We start from the raw sequence: 14,696 nt of genomic DNA, 5'->3' as shown, positions 1-14,696 counted from the left end.
GGGTACGGGAATCTCGACCCGTACCCGCCCGGCATCGGCCCGGCGGTCAGACGCGGGCGGCCATCCGCGCCTTGCGCGCGGCGAGCTTCTCGTCGAACTTGGCTGCCTCGCTGTCGAGCCCGCCCATGTACAGGCCGAGCTCCTCCTGGGCCTTGAGGCCCTCGGGGCCGAGCCCGTCGATCTCCAGGACCTTGAGGTAACGCAGGACCGGCTGGAGCACGTCGTCGTGGTGGATCCGCATGTTGTAGATCTCGCCGATCGCCATCTGCGCCGCCGCCCGCTCGAAGCCGGGCATGCCGTGCCCGGGCATCCGGAAGTTCACGACGACGTCGCGCACCGACTGCATCGTCAGGTCCGGGGCGATCTCGAAGGCCGCGCCGAGCAGGTTGCGGTAGAAGACCATGTGCAGGTTCTCGTCGGTCGCGATCCGGGCCAGCATCCGGTCGCAGACCGGGTCGCCGGACTGGTGGCCGGTGTTGCGGTGCGAGACCCGGGTCGCCAGCTCCTGGAAGGCGACGTAGGCGACCGAGTGCAGCATCGAGTGCCGGTTGTCCGACTCGAAGCCCTCGCTCATGTGGGCCATCCGGAACTGCTCCAGCTTGTCCGGGTCCACCGCCCGGGAGGCGAGCAGGTAGTCGCGCATCACGATGCCGTGCCGGCCCTCCTCGGCGGTCCAGCGGTGCACCCAGGTGCCCCAGGCGCCGTCGCGGCCGAACAGCGAGGCGATCTCGTGGTGGTAGCTGGGGAGGTTGTCCTCGGTGAGCAGGTTGACCACCAGGGCGATCTTCCCGAGGTCGGTGACCTTGGACTGCTGCGGGTCCCAGGCCTCCCCGTCCTCGAAGAGACCGGGGAAGTTGCGCGCGTCCGACCACGGCACGTAGTCGTGCGGCATCCAGTCCTTGGCGACCTTGAGGTGGCGGTTGAGCTCCTTTTCGACTACCTCTTCCAGCGCGAACAGCAGCCGGGCGTCGGTCCACGCGTCCGAGCTGCCGAGGTGGGGAGAAGTGATCGTCACGGGGGTGCTCCAGGGGGACGGAAAAGGGGGACGGCAGGCGTACCTACGCAAACGTAGGTTACGAGACCGTAGGTTAAGGCGGCCGTAAGCCCACGCCAAGCCCGCCTTCCCCTTCGTCCGGTTACGTTCTGTTATATGGGCAGGTCGTGGAGGTGGAACGAGAGGCATCTCACCTCGCACGACAGGAAAAAGACAAGGGGGTGGGGCCGGTCGGATCCGACCGGCCCCACCCCCTCGCGCCCCTCGCGGTGCGCCTACCGTGTGCTCAGCCCGCCCCTGACCTCCTCCGCCGTGGTGTCGGTGAGCTCACCGTCGAGGAGGAGCCAGCGGGTGACCCCGATCGACTCCAGGAACGGCACGTCGTGGCTCGCCACGATCAGCGCCCCTTCGTAGGCGTCGAGCGCGGCCTTGAGGGCGCGCACGCTCGCCATGTCCAGGTTGTTGGTGGGCTCGTCCAGCATCAGGAGCTGGGGCGCGGGCTCCGCGAGCAGCAGCGCCGCGAGCGCGGCCCGGAACCGCTCGCCGCCCGAGAGGGTCCCGGCCGGCTGGGCGGCCAGGGCCCCCTTGAACAGGAAGCGCGCGAGCCGGGCCCGGATGGCGTTGTCGGTCGCCCCCGGCGCGTAGCGGGCCACGTTCTCCACCACGCTCAGCTCGTCGTCGAGCACATCCAGACGCTGGGGCAGAAAGCGCAGCGGCACATGGACGATCGCCTCGCCCGCCACCGGCTCCAACTGCCCGGCGAGCGTCCTGAGCAGCGTCGTCTTGCCCGACCCGTTGCGCCCGACCAGCGCGATCCGCTCGGGACCGCGCACATCGAGCTCGCCCTCCACCCTTGCCCCGTACGGGAGTTGGAGCTCTTGCAGGGTCAGCACGGAGCGGCCCGGATGCACCTTGGTGTACGGCAGCTCGATGCGGATCTCCTCGTCGTCGCGCACCAGCTCCACGGCCTGGTCCAGCCGCTCACGCGCCTGGTCGAGGCGCTCGGACTGCAGGATGCGGTGCTTGCCCGCCGACACCTGCGCCTCGCGCCTGCGGTTGTTCGCGACGATCCTCGGCACCACCTTGTTGTCGTAGCTCTTCTGTCCGTACCGCTGCCGCCGCGCCAACTTGACCTGTGCGTCGGACAGTTCACGCTTCTGGCGCTGTACGTCCGCCTCGGCGACCCGCACCATCCGCTCGGCCGCCTCCTGTTCGGCCCGCAGCGACTCCTCGTATGCCGTGAAGTTGCCGCCGTACCAGGCGAGTTGGCCCTCGCGCAGATCGGCGATGCGGTCCACCCGGTCGAGCAGCTCGCGGTCGTGGCTGACCACCAGGAGCACCCCGCCCCAGGCGTCGACCGTGCTGTAGAGGCGCTGTCGCGCGGGCAGGTCCAGGTTGTTCGTCGGCTCGTCGAGCAGCAGGACGTCCGGACGCCGCAGGAGCAGTGCGGCAAGGCGCAGCAGCACCGACTCGCCGCCGGAGACCTCGCCGATCGTGCGGTCCAGGCCGATGCGGCCGAGACCGAGCTGGTCGAGGGTGGCGCGGGCCCGCTCCTCGACGTCCCAGTCGTCGCCCACCGTCTCGAAGTGCCGCTCGTCCGCGTCGCCGCCCTCGATGGCGTGCAGCGCGGCGCGGACCGCGTCGATGCCGAGCGCCTGGTCGACCCGCAGGGCGGTGTCCAGGACCAGGTTCTGCGGCAGGTATCCGACCTCGCCCGCGATCTTGACGGTGCCGTCGGTCGGGGTGAGTTCACCGGCGATCAGCTTCAACAGGGTTGATTTTCCGGACCCGTTGAGGCCGACGAGGCCGGTGCGGCCGGGGCCGACGGCGAGCTGGAAGTCCTCGAAGACGGTGGTGCCGTCCGGCCACGCGAAGGACAGCGCGGCCGAGCTGATCTGAGGGGGGAAAGTTGACATACGGGTCTCCCGGTTGCGGGGAAGGAATGAGGGCAACGGGGGTTCTGAGACACCGCTCAGGGCAGGAAAAAGGCCCTGGTCGTGGTGGAGGACATGGCTCGGAGGCAGAGGTCACACCGGGGCGCGCGACACGGAAGGGAGTGCGCGAAACGGTGTCTCAGGGGCCTCAGACGAGCAACGTCCTACTCCGTTCGACGACAACAGGGCCAGGCACGAACGTACGCGGGTGGCGCGCGGTCCCGCAACCGATTAAATCCGGGCTGCGGAACCGGTGGCACGGAACGGCGGTGCACCGCCGCGACCGGGCAGGAGCGGAGGCGGTGCGGGAGGCGGTCGCCTCCGGGGGAGGGCTGACTCAGCAGGCGTCGCGCAGCAGCGCGGCGAGGTCTCCGTCCATGTCGAGGTACTGGTGCTCGCGGCCGGTCGGCACCAGGAGCTGTGCCTGGTTGAGGAAGCGGCGCACCTCGGAGGTGCGGATGTGGACCATCGCGACGCCCTCGCGGGCGTGGAATTCGAGGACCGTGCGGTCGTATCCGTATGGCCGCACCCGGACGTCGCCGACCCCGGCCGGTGCCTCGATGCCCGCTTCGAGCAGCTCGCGCGCGAACTCCCAGGAGACCTCGGTGCCTTCGAGGGTGGCCGGCGCGGGGAACGCCATGTGCACGGCGAAGGGGTCCTCGGGGTCGTAGCGCAGCGTCGCGGGCACGGTCTCCATGCGGGGTGCGGACGCGATCAGGCGTACCTGGACGGGCTGCTCGATGACGGTGGACAAAGCCCTGCTCCCTCAACCTCGGGGTTCTCTCCTGCCGCCCGGAGAGACGTCGAAAATCAGCGTTCCGTGCACCGGAGGTTCACGTGACCTGCGTCACTGTCGATCGCCGTTGCCTCGGCGCGTGACCCGGAATGCTTGCAATAGGGCGGATTCCCGCTCTCACCACAGCCACACGACTTCATCGGTGTCTCACGCGGCACATGTTTTTCAGCCCTTAGGGCGAGGCCGCCGTGCTGCATCGGACGGTGCTCGACGTGTCTCGCATACGTCTTGGGACCCGGCTCCTCAGTGCCGGCGGCGTAGGCACCCTGGACGGGTCGGGTGGGCTGGGCTAGCTTCCGACGCCATGAGGTCCATGGGGAAGACGAGACGCATGCTGTCGGTGGGGCTGGGCGGGGTGGCGCTGGCGGCCGCACTGACCGTGCCGGCCCAGGCACACGGGCACGGCGATCCGGCGTGGGAACTGAAGGACACGAAGACCGACGCGCGCTTCCGCGGGCTCGCCGCGGTCAGCCGGTCGACGGCGTGGGTCGCGGGGACGAAGGGGACGGTCCTGCGGACCTCCGACGGCGGCCGCAGCTGGCGGAACGTGTCGCCGGCCGGAGCGGCCGGCCTGGAGTTCCGTGATGTGGAGGCCTTCGACGGGCGGCGCGCCGTCGTCCTCGCCATCGGTGAGGGCGAGGCGTCCCGGGTCTACCGCACTGAGGACGGCGGAGCGACCTGGAGCGAGTCGTTCCGCAACACCGACCCGAAGGCGTTCTACGACTGTCTCACCTTCCTCGACCCCCGGCACGGTCTGGCGGTGAGCGACCCCGTCGACGGCAAGTACCGCATCCTGTCCACCGCGGACGGCGGCCGTTCCTGGAACGTCCTGCCCGGCAAGGGGATGCCGGCCGCGCAGCCCGGCGAGGCCGGGTTCGCCGCGAGCGGCCAGTGCCTGGCGAGCTCGGGGCCGCGCGACGTCTGGCTCGCCACGGGCGGCGGCGCGACCAGCCGCGTGCTGCACTCCTCGGACCGTGGGCTCACCTGGACGGCCGCCGAGTCGACCATCCCGGCCGGCGACCCGGCCCGCGGGGTGTTCGGCCTCGCCTTCCGCGACCGTACGCACGGGATCGCGGTCGGCGGCGACTACCGGGCGGGCCAGCCGTCACCGCAGGCGGCGGCCGTCACCGGGAACGGCGGCCGGGCCTGGCGTCAGGCCGCCACCCCGGTCGCCGCCTACCGCTCCGGCGTCGCCTGGCTGCCCCACTCCCGCTCGTCCGCGCTTGCCGTCGGGCCGACGGGCACAGACCTGACCCGCGATGGGGGCCGCACCTGGCGCACGGTGGACACCGGCTCGTACGACACGGTCGACTGCACGGCGGACGGCGGGTGCTGGGCGGCGGGGGAGCAGGGCAGGGTGGCCCGGCTGGCCGACTAGCCGCTTCCGGCCGAGCGACTCATCGATCAAGCCGCTGGCGGCAACTCCTGCTGGAATGCCGCCAGTTCGGGGGCCACCTTGGTGGCCAGGAACTCGGTGATCCGGTACGTGGCCAGGTCGTTGACGTTGAAGGGGTCGGTCGCGACGATCTTGTCGATCGCCGCGCGATCGTCCCCGACAGCCAGGATGACGCCGCCGTCGCGCGGCTCCTTGCGCCCGGAGGCGATGAAGACGCCCGCCTCGTACTGTGCGTCGAGCCAGGCGACATGGTCGGCGAGATGCTCCTCGACGCGTTCGAGCGGGACGATGTAGGTCAACTCAACTATGAACATGATCGCCAGGCTACTCCTGAGCCGCTTGAGGCTCCCCCCGGGTCAGAACACGCGGGCCATGCCCACCGACTCGGGCGCGGTCTCGGTGAAGCCGAACTGTCCGTAGAGGCGGCGTGCTTCGCCGTCCGCGATCAGTGACACGTACGCGGTGGCGGGCGCCCTGCGTTCCAGCTCCGCCGTCAGCGCGGTCATGATCCGCTTGCCGAGGCCGCGGCCCTGGTGGTCGGGGTGGACGCAGATGTCGGTGACCTGGAACGCGGTGCCGCCGTCGCCGATGATCCGGCCCATCCCGATCGGCTCCCCCCGCGCGTAAAGGATCACGCCGTACCAGGTGTTGGGCAGCGCCAGGGCGACCGCCTCGGCCGATCGGTCGGACAGGCCAGCGACGGTACGCAGGTGCCGAAAGGTCTCGGGGGAGGGCACGCCCTCACGGATCTCGTAATGGTCGATCGCGTCATCCATGCCTTACATGCTAAGCGCAGGGGGCCGGGATTCGCCAGCGCTGGACATTAGGGTGGGCAGTATGGAGATCACGGGGATTCCGGCGGCCTGGCCGGACAGCGAGGCGGCCGCCCTGGCCGTGCAGGACGAACTGCGCGGCAGGGTCGTGCTCGACGAGCCGGGGCCGCCGCCGGGCAGCGGGCTCGTCACGGGGGTCGACGTGGCGTACGACGACGAGCGGGACCTCGTCGTCGCGGCCGCCGTCGTGCTCGACGCGGCGACTCTGGAGGTGGTCGAGGAGGCCACCGCCGTCGGCCGGGTGGCCTTCCCCTACGTTCCCGGTCTGCTCGCCTTCCGCGAGATCCCCACGGTGCTCGCGGTCCTCGAACGGCTCAACTCCGGTCCAGGGACGGTCATTTGCGACGGCTACGGGCTCGCGCACCCGCGCCGTTTCGGCCTCGCCAGCCACCTCGGCGTACTCACCGGGCTCCCCGTCATCGGCGTCGCCAAGAACCCGTTCACCTTCAGCTTCGAGCAGCCGGGACCCCGGCGCGGAGACAGCTCGCCGCTGCTCGCCGACGACGGAGCCGAGGTCGGCCGCGCCCTGCGGACCCAGGACGGCACCAAGCCGGTGTTCGTCTCGGTCGGCCACCGGGTGAGCCTCGACGGCGCTTGTGCCCACACCCTCGAACTCGCCCGGCGCTACCGCCTCCCCGAGTCCACCCGGCACGCCGACTCCCTGTGCCGCCGAGCACTCAAGGAAGCCCAACAGGCCGCGCGGCCCGGCGGTAGTTGACGCTCAGCGCGCGTCGGCCACCCGGAAGCGCATCCCGGCCTTCTGGAGCCGCTCGGTCAGGGCCGGGCCCATCGCGGTCGCGGGCGTCAACTGGCCTGCCAGCTCCGGGAGTTCGTCGAAGGCGAGGCTGAGCGCGGCCTCGGCGAGGATCTTCGCCGTCTCGTCGTAGCCGGGGTCGCCGCCCGACACCTCGGTGAAGACCCGGCGGCCGCCGCCCTCGCCGACGAAGCGGACCGTGAACCAGCTGCGCCGGCGCCGCGCCTCGTCCGGGCCGTTGCCCGCCTCGTATCGGCTCATCAACCACGCGCGCGCGGGCGGGAGTTGAGTGGCGGCGGCCACGGCGCTCACCGCGGCCACCCCGCCGATGGCCACCGGGAGGTGCTTCACCGCGGCGAAGTGCCGGTAGCGGAAGTCGGGACCGTAGCGTTCGTCGGCCGCCGCCGAGCGGGCGATGACCTGCGGGTCGATGGTGGGCATGGGCAGCGCCCAGGTGCCGGTCTCCTTGCTGAAGTGCGGGGCGCCGAGCGGGGCGCGGGCCCGCCGGCCCACCAGGCGCGGCTCGTGCAGCCGGCGCTCCTTGGCCGCCCGCGCGGTCTGTGCGCCGCGCCCGAGCGAGGTCAGCGCGGAGGCCAGCGTTCCGCCGGAGAACGTCGCGTTGGTCCGCACGAAGCCGTCGATCCGCAGCGGCACCCCGGTCGGGAGCTGCTGGACGGTGAACTGGACACCGAGGTCGTGCGGCGCCGAGTCGAAACCGCAGGCGTGCACCAGGCGGGCGCCGCGCTCGCGGGCCCGCGCGTCATGGCGTACGTACATCGTGTCCACGAACTCCGGCTCGCCGGTCAGGTCGAGGTAGTCCGTGCCCGCCTCGGCGCACGCCTCGACCAGGCCCTCGCCGTACCAGACGTAGGGGCCCACCGTGGTGGCGACGACGCGCGCCGACTCGGCAAGGGCCCGCAGCGAGGCCGGGTCGGTGGAGTCGGCGGTGACCAGGGGCAGCGTGGCGCACGCCGGGTTGAGCTCGGCGAGCCGCTCGCGCAGCCGCTCCAGCTTGGTGCGGTTGCGGCCGGCGATCGCCCAGCGGCATTCGTCGGGGGCGTGGGTCGCGAGATATTGGGCGGTCAGCGACCCGACGAAACCCGTCGCGCCGAACAGCACGATGTCGTAATTCCGCTTCGAGGGTTCCACCGTGTGCCTCCGCACTTGAGCTGCCTGGTGACGCCGTCGGCCGATGCCGGGTTGTGAGGCTAGCGTGCGGCCCCCGGTCGGGGCACCCGGGTCACCATCGGGCATGGGCAAGCCCGGCGTATCGGGCAACCGGCGCCCGTGCGGCTGCCCGACATGCTGAGCGGTTGCTCATTGGGGCTTGTGCGGAGTGGAACGTGTTCTTAGCATCATTGATGTTACATCAGTTGTGTCACAGTGCTGGGGGCTTGATGACAGCGACAGGAACCGGCCCGCTCGCCGGGGTGCGCGTGGTCGAGCTGGCGGGCATCGGGCCGGGCCCGTTCGCCGCCATGCTCCTCGCCGACCTCGGCGCCGACGTGGTGCGCGTGGACCGTCCGGGGGGCGCCGGCCTCGGCATCGACCCGGCGTACGACCTCACCAACCGCAACAAGCGCTCCGTGATCATCGACCTCAAGGCGGACGAGGGGCCGGGTCTGGTCCTCGACCTCGTCGAGCGCGCCGACATCCTCATCGAGGGCTACCGGCCCGGCGTCGCCGAGCGCCTCGGCGTCGGGCCCGAGGACTGCCTGGCCCGCAACCCCGGGCTCGTCTACGGCCGGATGACCGGCTGGGGCCAGGACGGGCCGCTCGCCCAGCGGGCCGGGCACGACATCGCGTACATCGCCATCACCGGCACCCTCGGCATGATCGGCAGCCCGGACGAGGGCCCGACCGTCCCGGCCAACCTCGTCGGCGACTACGCGGGCGGCTCGCTCTACCTCGTCATCGGCGTCCTCGCCGCCCTCCAGCACGCCCGGGGAGGGGGAGTGGGCCAGGTCGTGGACGCGGCCATCGTCGACGGCGCCGCCCATCTCGCCACGATGATCCACGGCATGGTGGCGGCCGGCGGCTGGCAGGACCGGCGCGGCGCCAACCTCCTCGACGGCGGCTGCCCCTTCTACGGCACGTACGAGACCTCGGACGGCCAGTACATGGCGGTCGGCTCCCTGGAGCAGCAGTTCTACGACGAGTTCATCCGGCTCCTCGGCATCCAGGACGTGGCCCCCGCCCGCAAGGACCTGGCCCGCTGGGCCGAACTGCGCACCACCATCGCCGACCGGTTCCGCACCAGGACCCGCGAGGAGTGGACGGCCGTCTTCGAGGGCTCGGACGCCTGCGTCGCCCCCGTGCTGTCCCTGAAGGAAGCGCCGCACCACCCTCATCTGGCGGCCCGCGCCACCTTCACCGGGCACGGCGGCATCACCCAGCCCGCGCCCGCACCCCGCTTCTCCGCCACCCCCGGATCCATCCGGCGGCCCCCCGCGATGCCGGGCGCCGACACGGCGGACGTCGCCCGCGACTGGGACCTGCCGGCGCTCTCGGCGGGCCCGGCGTCAACTCCCGTACAGGAGGCTTGAGTTGAAACGGCAGATCTTCACCGCCGAGCACGAGGCGTTTCGCGAGACCGTCCGCACCTTCCTCGCCAAGGAGGTCCTGCCGCACTACGAGCAGTGGGAGAAGGACGGCATCGTCTCGCGGCAGGCCTGGCTCGCGGCCGGTAAGCAGGGGCTGCTCGGGCTGGCCGTGCCCGAGGAGTACGGGGGCGGAGGCAACGCGGACTTCCGCTACAGCGCCGTCCTCGCCGAGGAGTTCACCCGCGCCGGGGCGGCGGGCCTCGCGCTCGGCCTGCACAACGACATCATCGGGCCCTATCTGACGGGGCTCGCCACCGAGGAACAGAAGCGGCGCTGGCTGCCCGGCTTCTGCGACGGCTCCCTGATCACCGCCATCGCGATGACGGAACCGGGTGCGGGATCCGATCTCCAGGGCATCCGCACCACCGCCGAGGACAAGGGCGACCACTGGCTCCTGAACGGCTCCAAGACGTTCATCTCCAACGGCATCCTCGCCGACCTGGTTGTCGTGGTCGCCAAGACCACCCCCGAGGGCGGCGCCAAGGGGCTGTCCCTCATCGTCGTCGAGCGCGGCGCCGAGGGCTTCGAGCGGGGCCGCAACCTCGACAAGATCGGCCAGAAGGCGCAGGACACGGCCGAGCTGTTCTTCCACGACGTACGCGTCCCGAAGGACAATCTCCTCGGCGAGCTGAACGGCGCCTTCATCCATCTGATGACCAACCTCGCGCAGGAGCGGATGGGCATCGCGGTCGCCGGCATCGCCGCCGCCGAACACCTCCTGGAGATCACCACGACTTACGTCAAGGAGCGCGAGGCCTTCGGCCGGCCGCTGTCCAAGCTCCAGCACATCCGGTTCGAGATCGCGGAGATGGCCACCGAGTGCGCCGTCACCCGCACCTTCCTGGACCGCTGCATCGTCGACCACTCCGCCGGGGAGCTGGACGCCGTGCACGCCTCGATGGCCAAGTGGTGGGCCACCGAACTGCAAAAACGCGTCGCCGACCGCTGTCTCCAACTGCACGGCGGCTACGGCTACATGACCGAGTACCGGGTCGCCAAGGCCTTCACGGACGGCCGTATCCAGACGATCTACGGCGGCACGACCGAGATCATGAAGGAGATCATCGGCCGTTCCCTGCTCGGCTGACCACGCTCCCCAGAATCACCCTCATCCGAAAGGCTTGACGTTGAGCACCGAAGCGTACGTATACGACGCGATCCGCACCCCGCGCGGCCGCGGCAAGGCCAACGGCGCCCTGCACGGGACCAAGCCGATCGACCTCGTCGTCGGCCTGATCCACGAGATCCAGGCGCGCTTCCCGGGCCTCGACCCGGCCGCCATCGACGACATCGTGCTCGGCGTCGTCGGCCCGGTCGGCGACCAGGGCTCCGACATCGCCCGCATCGCGGCGATCGCCGCCGGACTGCCCGACACGGTCGCCGGCGTCCAGGAGAACCGCTTCTGTGCCTCCGGCCTCGAAGCGGTCAACATGGCCGCAATGAAGGTCCGTTCGGGCTGGGAGGACCTCGTCCTCGCGGGCGGCGTCGAGTCCATGTCGCGCGTCCCGATGGCCTCCGACGGCGGCGCCTGGTTCGCCGACCCGATGACCAACTTCGACACCAACTTCGCCCCGCAGGGCATCGGCGCCGACCTCATCGCCACCGTCGAGGGCTACTCGCGCCGCGACGTCGACGAGTACGCGGAGCTGTCCCAGGAGCGGGCCGCCGAGGCGTGGAAGGACGGCCGCTTCGCGCGGTCCGTCGTGCCCGTCAAGGACCGCAACGGCCTCGTCGTCCTCGACCACGACGAGCACATGCGCCCCGGCACCACCGCGGACTCCCTCGCGGGCCTCAAGCCCTCGTTCGCCGCGATCGGCGAGATGGGCGGCTTCGACGCCGTCGCGCTGCAGAAGTACCACTGGGTCGAGGAGATCAACCACGTCCACCACGCGGGCAACTCCTCGGGGATCGTCGACGGTTCGGCCCTCGTTGCCATCGGCTCCAAGGCCGTCGGTGAGCGGTACGGGATGACCCCGCGGGCCCGCATCGTCTCCGCGGCCGTCTCCGGCTCCGAGCCCACCATCATGCTGACCGGCCCCGCGCCCGCCTCCCGCAAGGCACTCGCCAAGGCCGGCCTGACCATCGACGACATCGACCTCGTCGAGATCAACGAGGCCTTCGCCGCGGTCGTGCTCCGCTTCGTCAAGGACATGGGCCTCAGCCTCGACAAGGTCAACGTCAACGGCGGCGCCATCGCGATGGGCCACCCGCTCGGCGCGACCGGCGCGATGATCCTGGGCACCCTCGTCGACGAGCTGGAGCGCCGCGACCTGCGCTACGGGCTCGCCACGCTGTGCGTCGGCGGCGGTATGGGCATCGCCACCGTCGTCGAGCGTCTCTGACCGTCCTGTCCCGGCACCCCCTCATACGGACCCATACGGAGATTTCAGCAATGACGAAGAGCACGACCATCCGCTGGGAACAGGACGAGACCGGCGTCGTCACCCTCGTACTCGACGACCCCAACCAGTCCGCCAACACCATGAACCAGGCCTTCAAGGACTCCATCGCGGCCGTCGCGGACCGCGCCGAGGCCGAGAAGGACTCCATCCGGGGCATCATCTACACCTCCGCCAAGAAGACCTTCTTCGCGGGCGGTGACCTCAAGGACATGATCCAGGTCGGCCCCGAACTCGCCCAGCAGGCCTTCGACACCGGCACCGCCATCAAGAGCTCGCTGCGCCGCATCGAGACCCTGGGCAAGCCGGTCGTCGCGGCCATCAACGGCGCGGCCCTGGGCGGCGGTTACGAGATCGCGCTCGCCTCCCACCACCGCGTCGCCCTCGACGCGCCCGGCTCCAAGATCGGCCTGCCCGAGGTCACCCTCGGCCTGCTCCCGGCCGGCGGCGGCGTGACCCGCACCGTACGCCTCATGGGCATCGCGGACGCCCTGCTCAAGGTGCTGCTCCAGGGCACCCAGTACTCCCCGCAGCGCGCCCTCGAAAACGGCCTCGTCCACGAAGTCGCGGCCACCCGCGAGGAGATGCTGGCCAAGGCGCACGCGTTCATCGACGCCCACCCCGAGTCCCAGCAGCCCTGGGACGTCAAGGGCTACAAGATCCCGGGCGGCACGCCGTCCAACCCGCGCTTCGCCGCCAACCTGCCCGCGTTCCCGGCCAACCTGAAGAAGCAGCTCCAGGGCGCCCCCTACCCGGCGCCGCGCAACATCCTGGCGGCCGCCGTCGAGGGCTCCCAGGTCGACTTCGAGACCGCTCTCACCATCGAGGCCCGCTACTTCACCGAGCTGGTCACCGGGCAGACCGCGAAGAACATGATCCAGGCGTTCTTCTTCGACCTCCAGGCCGTCAACTCCGGGCTCAGCCGCCCCCAGGGCATCGAGCCGCGCCCGGTCCGCAAGGTCGCGGTCCTGGGCGCCGGAATGATGGGCGCGGGCATCGCGTACTCGTGCGCGCGGGCCGGCATCGAGGTCGTCCTGAAGGACGTGTCGCAGGAAGCCGCCGACAAGGGCAAGGCGTACTCCGAGAAGCTCCTCGCGAAAGCGCTCTCACGCGGGCGCACCACCGAGGCCAAGCGGGACGCGCTGCTCGCGCTGATCACGCCGACCGCCGACCCGGGGGCCCTCGCGGGCTGCGACGCCGTCATCGAGGCGGTCTTCGAGGACACCGCGCTCAAGCACAAGGTGTTCCAGGAGATCCAGGACATCGTCGAGCCGGACGCGCTCCTGTGCTCCAACACCTCGACGCTGCCGATCACCGGCCTCGCCGAGGGCGTCCGACGGCAGGCCGACTTCATCGGCCTGCACTTCTTCTCGCCGGTCGACAAGATGCCGCTTGTCGAGATCATCAAGGGCGAGCGCACCGGCGACGAGGCGCTGGCCCGCGCCTTCGACCTCGTCCGCCAGATCAAGAAGACGCCGATCGTCGTGAACGACTCGCGCGGCTTCTTCACCTCGCGCGTCATCGGCCACTTCATCAACGAGGGCGTCGCGATGGTCGGCGAGGGCATCGAGCCCGCGTCCATCGAGCAGGCCGCGGGCCAGGCCGGCTACCCGGCCAAGGTCCTGTCCCTGATGGACGAGCTGACCCTGACCCTGCCGCGCAAGATCCGCAACGAGACGAAGCGCGCCGTCGAGGAGGCGGGCGGCGTCTGGCCCGGCCACCCCTCGGACGCGGTCATCGACCGCATGGTCGACGAGTTCGGCCGCACCGGCCGCAGCGGCGGCGCCGGGTTCTACGAGTACGGCGAGGACGGCAAGCGCGGCAAGCTGTGGCCCGGCCTGCGCGAGCACTTCGCGCGGCCCGGGTACGAGATCCCGTTCGAGGACATGAAGGAGCGGATGCTCTTCTCGGAGTCCCTGGACACGGTCCGCCTCTTCGAGGAGGGCGTGCTCACCTCGGTCGCCGACGCCAACATCGGCTCCATCATGGGCATCGGCTTCCCGGCGTGGACCGGCGGCGTCATCCAGTACATCAACGGCTACGAGGGCGGCCTGCCCGGGTTCGTGGCCCGCGCCCGCGAGCTCGCCGAGCGGTACGGAGAGCGCTTCCAGCCGCCGGCCCTCCTGGTGGAGAAGGCGGCGAAGGGCGAGAAGTTCAAGGACGCGTAGCCCGCGCGGGGGGCGCCTCGGGGTCGTGTTCCCCGGGGCGCCCTCCGGCCGATCCGAACGCCGCCCGCAGCTCCTCCTTGAGCGACCGCTGGAAGGCGGTGACCAGGGCCTGGAGGACCATCGGCTGCATGTGCGCGGACAGGGACTTCATCGCCTCGACGTGATCGGGGTCCGACTCCCGCTCCCGGTACGGGTTCCAGACCTCGTCGCGGAAGAGCCGGGTCAGCTCGTGCGCGGCCGAGCGGGTGTGCTCCATGAGCACCGTACGGGCCGCCAGGATCGTCTCGTGCGCGATCGGCACGTCCAGGAGCTGGACCCCGAGCGCGAGGAGCCCGGGGTCGACGCGGAAGGTGTCGGGGGAGCCGGGAATCCGCTCCAGGACGTTCATCGCGGCGAGCCGGTCGATGTCGTCGGTGGACAGTGACCGCCCGGCCCGCCGCTCCAGCTCGGCGCGGCTCGCGTCGTCCGCCGAGTCCGGCGCCCAGGAGGCGACGACGGCCCGGTGGATGGCGAGGTCGTGGGCGCTCAGGTCGGCCGGCAGCTGCTGGAGGTAGCGCTCGATCGCGGCCAGCGTCATCCCGTGGTGCTGCAACTCCTCGATCAGCGCGAGCCGGGACAGATGGGCCGGCCCGTAGTGCCCGACCCGGCGCGGCCCGATCACGGGCGGCGGCAGCAGCCCCCGGGTGCTGTAGAACCGGATGGTCCGCACGGTGACACCGGCTCGCGCGGCCAGCTCGTCAACCGTGAGTGTCGGCTTCTCGGTCTCCGTCGCCATGCCGCGCCTCGCCTCCCCCGTGTCACCCGGCCGCCCGGGTGCGC

13 protein-coding genes are annotated in these 14,696 nt (G+C 71.1%); 6 read left to right on the top strand and 7 right to left on the bottom strand.

Features of this window, described 5'->3' with window-relative positions:
- Positions 1-46: 46 nt before the first annotated feature.
- The 3 genes from OHA17_RS05830 to OHA17_RS05820 form a co-directional block, all read right to left on the bottom strand.
- Positions 47-1,015 (bottom strand): acyl-ACP desaturase, encoded by a 969-nt coding sequence (locus OHA17_RS05830; protein ID WP_406504643.1) that lies wholly within the window; start codon positions 1,013-1,015, stop codon positions 47-49.
- 254 nt (positions 1,016-1,269) lie between these two features.
- Positions 1,270-2,910, bottom strand: a complete 1,641-nt coding sequence (locus OHA17_RS05825; RefSeq protein ID WP_406504642.1) for an ABC-F family ATP-binding cassette domain-containing protein — start codon at positions 2,908-2,910, stop codon at positions 1,270-1,272.
- Positions 2,911-3,265: 355 nt separating this feature from the next.
- Positions 3,266-3,682 carry an SsgA family sporulation/cell division regulator gene (locus tag OHA17_RS05820; protein ID WP_053725598.1) on the bottom strand — a complete coding sequence of 139 codons (417 nt, stop codon included), beginning with the start codon at positions 3,680-3,682 and terminating at the stop codon, positions 3,266-3,268.
- A 346-nt stretch (positions 3,683-4,028) separates the two neighbouring features.
- On the opposite strand from OHA17_RS05820, the gene OHA17_RS05815 reads away from it, so the two are divergent.
- Complete coding sequence (locus OHA17_RS05815; protein WP_406504639.1) at positions 4,029-5,102, top strand: WD40/YVTN/BNR-like repeat-containing protein; 1,074 nt, start codon at positions 4,029-4,031, stop codon at positions 5,100-5,102.
- 26 nt (positions 5,103-5,128) lie between these two features.
- Here OHA17_RS05815 and OHA17_RS05810 read toward each other — a convergent pair whose 3' ends face one another.
- The gene (locus tag OHA17_RS05810; RefSeq protein ID WP_398872533.1) at positions 5,129-5,434 is read right to left on the bottom strand and encodes a YciI family protein; all 306 of its coding nucleotides are present in this window, start codon (positions 5,432-5,434) and stop codon (positions 5,129-5,131) included.
- 42 nt (positions 5,435-5,476) lie between these two features.
- Positions 5,477-5,896, bottom strand: coding sequence for a GNAT family N-acetyltransferase (locus OHA17_RS05805; RefSeq protein WP_406504637.1), 420 nt, complete (start codon positions 5,894-5,896; stop codon positions 5,477-5,479).
- Positions 5,897-5,957: 61 nt separating this feature from the next.
- Between OHA17_RS05805 and OHA17_RS05800 the strand changes: the two genes are divergently transcribed.
- The gene (locus OHA17_RS05800; RefSeq protein ID WP_406504635.1) at positions 5,958-6,671 is read left to right on the top strand and encodes an endonuclease V; all 714 of its coding nucleotides are present in this window, start codon (positions 5,958-5,960) and stop codon (positions 6,669-6,671) included.
- A 3-nt stretch (positions 6,672-6,674) separates the two neighbouring features.
- Here the strand turns inward: OHA17_RS05800 and OHA17_RS05795 are convergent, their stop codons facing one another.
- Positions 6,675-7,856, bottom strand: coding sequence for a saccharopine dehydrogenase family protein (locus OHA17_RS05795; RefSeq protein ID WP_406504633.1), 1,182 nt, complete (start codon positions 7,854-7,856; stop codon positions 6,675-6,677).
- Positions 7,857-8,068: 212 nt separating this feature from the next.
- Between OHA17_RS05795 and OHA17_RS05790 the strand changes: the two genes are divergently transcribed.
- From OHA17_RS05790 to OHA17_RS05775, 4 genes are read left to right on the top strand one after another with little or no spacing between them, the layout of a single operon-like run.
- Positions 8,069-9,253 (top strand): CaiB/BaiF CoA transferase family protein, encoded by a 1,185-nt coding sequence (locus OHA17_RS05790; protein WP_406504631.1) that lies wholly within the window; start codon positions 8,069-8,071, stop codon positions 9,251-9,253.
- A gap of 1 nt (position 9,254) precedes the next feature.
- On the top strand, positions 9,255-10,397 hold the full coding sequence (locus OHA17_RS05785; protein ID WP_406504629.1) for an acyl-CoA dehydrogenase family protein: 1,143 nt from the start codon (positions 9,255-9,257) through the stop codon (positions 10,395-10,397).
- Positions 10,398-10,437: 40 nt separating this feature from the next.
- Positions 10,438-11,652 (top strand): acetyl-CoA C-acetyltransferase, encoded by a 1,215-nt coding sequence (locus OHA17_RS05780; RefSeq protein ID WP_053725591.1) that lies wholly within the window; start codon positions 10,438-10,440, stop codon positions 11,650-11,652.
- A gap of 50 nt (positions 11,653-11,702) precedes the next feature.
- Positions 11,703-13,877 carry a 3-hydroxyacyl-CoA dehydrogenase NAD-binding domain-containing protein gene (locus OHA17_RS05775; protein ID WP_406504627.1) on the top strand — a complete coding sequence of 725 codons (2,175 nt, stop codon included), beginning with the start codon at positions 11,703-11,705 and terminating at the stop codon, positions 13,875-13,877.
- Here the strand turns inward: OHA17_RS05775 and OHA17_RS05770 are convergent.
- Positions 13,864-14,652, bottom strand: coding sequence for a MerR family transcriptional regulator (locus tag OHA17_RS05770; protein WP_406504625.1), 789 nt, complete (start codon positions 14,650-14,652; stop codon positions 13,864-13,866). The genes OHA17_RS05775 and OHA17_RS05770 overlap by 14 nt on opposite strands.
- Between the last annotated feature and the right edge of the window lie 44 nt (positions 14,653-14,696).

The sequence above is a fragment of the Streptomyces sp. NBC_00212 genome (assembly GCF_045206365.1).
Classification (GTDB): Bacteria; Actinomycetota; Actinomycetes; order Streptomycetales; family Streptomycetaceae; genus Streptomyces.
The sequence above is the reverse complement of the archived record's forward strand: the minus strand, read 5'-3'. Positions and strand labels throughout refer to the sequence as shown.

Excerpts from the sequence above, each read along its gene's own strand:
- OHA17_RS05805 (WP_406504637.1), bottom strand. The coding sequence starts at position 5,896 with ATGGATGACGCGATCGACCATTACGAGATCCGTGAGGGCGTGCCCTCC.
- OHA17_RS05825 (WP_406504642.1), bottom strand. The coding sequence starts at position 2,910 with ATGTCAACTTTCCCCCCTCAGATCAGCTCGGCCGCGCTGTCCTTCGCG.
- OHA17_RS05815 (WP_406504639.1), top strand. The coding sequence starts at position 4,029 with ATGAGGTCCATGGGGAAGACGAGACGCATGCTGTCGGTGGGGCTGGGC.
- OHA17_RS05790 (WP_406504631.1), top strand. The coding sequence starts at position 8,069 with ATGTTACATCAGTTGTGTCACAGTGCTGGGGGCTTGATGACAGCGACA.
- OHA17_RS05770 (WP_406504625.1), bottom strand. The coding sequence starts at position 14,652 with ATGGCGACGGAGACCGAGAAGCCGACACTCACGGTTGACGAGCTGGCC.
- OHA17_RS05810 (WP_398872533.1), bottom strand. The coding sequence starts at position 5,434 with ATGTTCATAGTTGAGTTGACCTACATCGTCCCGCTCGAACGCGTCGAG.
- OHA17_RS05800 (WP_406504635.1), top strand. The coding sequence starts at position 5,958 with ATGGAGATCACGGGGATTCCGGCGGCCTGGCCGGACAGCGAGGCGGCC.
- OHA17_RS05775 (WP_406504627.1), top strand. The coding sequence starts at position 11,703 with ATGACGAAGAGCACGACCATCCGCTGGGAACAGGACGAGACCGGCGTC.